This window comes from Paraburkholderia fungorum (genome assembly GCF_046026025.1).
GTDB lineage: Bacteria > Pseudomonadota > Gammaproteobacteria > Burkholderiales > Burkholderiaceae > Paraburkholderia > Paraburkholderia fungorum_E.
Genome location: NZ_JAQQFL010000107.1, coordinates 1 through 627 on the forward strand (window position 1 = coordinate 1; position 627 = coordinate 627).

1 protein-coding gene is annotated in these 627 nt (G+C 71.1%); it reads left to right on the forward strand.

All coding sequences use genetic code 11. The annotated features are described in order from the left end of the window. A partial coding sequence (locus tag PQR67_RS38210; protein ID WP_408467957.1) for a condensation domain-containing protein occupies positions 1-627 on the forward strand: 627 nt, incomplete at both ends.

Sequence of the window (627 nt, forward strand, 5' to 3'; positions counted from 1 at the left end):
GCGATGGCGTTCAAACGGACGCGTTGCCGCTCGCGCCGTTGCCGGTGCAGTACGGCGATTACGCGGTGTGGCAGCGCGAATGGCTCGACGCGGCACGTCTGGATGCGCAGCTCGACTACTGGCGCAGCCGTCTGGGCGATGAGCACCCGGTGCTCGAGCTGCCGGTGACGCGCAAGCGCGCGGGCCTGCGCAGCGCCGAGGGCGGGCGGGTGGTGCGGCGTCTGGATGCGGCCCGGGGGGAGGCGCTGCGCCGTCTGTCGCAACGCCATGGCGCGACGCTGTTCATGACGCTGCTGGCCGCGTACGACGTGCTGCTGTCGCGCTACAGCGGCCAGCAGGATATCCGGGTCGGAGTGCCGGTGGCCGGGCGCGACCGTCTGGAGACCGAAGGACTGATTGGCTTCTTCGTCAACACGCTGGTGATCCGCACGGAGCTGGCGGGCGTGCAGCGCTTCGGAGCGCTGCTCGGGCAGGTGCGCACGCGGGTAGTGGAGGCGCAGGCGCATCAGGATCTGCCGTTCGCGCGGCTGGTCGATGCGCTGCAGCCGGCGCGAAGCCTGGGCCACACGCCGCTGTTCCAGGCGATGTTCAACTACACGGGGGCCTCGCGCGACGAGGTGGCGCTGC